Genomic DNA, 420 nt, shown 5'->3' with positions numbered 1-420 from the left:
CCTAAATATCCACTTAGCACTGTCACTGGTATCTTAGCCATTCATATAACCTCTCTTTATGTAAATAGTAATTATTACGTTTTACATTTTATAGAAAGTTGGTTTAAGTATCAACCTATTCTTTTGAAAATGAGTTTAGCAATAGCACAAATAAAAAAAGTTAGTTAAAAACGTTTCTCGTTTTTAACTAACCCATAACGAATTGTTTAATTTTAAAATGTGCCATTAATGAAGTAATTTAATACCCATGTAATACCATTTAGGCGGTCTTTAACTTCAGCATGATACGCATTAAAGAACGTCTTCTCTAATTTCACTTTAATTTGACCACCGTCATCTACTAATCGTTGATACACACGTTCCAATTCTTCTTGCGAATCACATTCGATAATGAGGTGAGGATTTTTAGAAATCGGATGT

Annotated in this window: 1 protein-coding gene; it reads right to left on the bottom strand. The window is 31.0% G+C overall.

Annotation, left to right across the window (positions count from 1 at the left end):
* Positions 1 to 212 precede the first annotated feature (212 nt).
* Positions 213 to 420, bottom strand: a 208-nt coding sequence (locus HZY83_RS07975) for a VOC family protein (protein WP_370520059.1), incomplete at its 5' end; no start/stop codon positions are given.

This window comes from Gemella sp. GH3 (assembly GCF_013415425.1).
Taxonomy (GTDB): Bacteria; Bacillota; Bacilli; order Staphylococcales; family Gemellaceae; genus Gemelliphila.
This window is presented reverse-complemented; position numbering and strand designations above follow the sequence as displayed.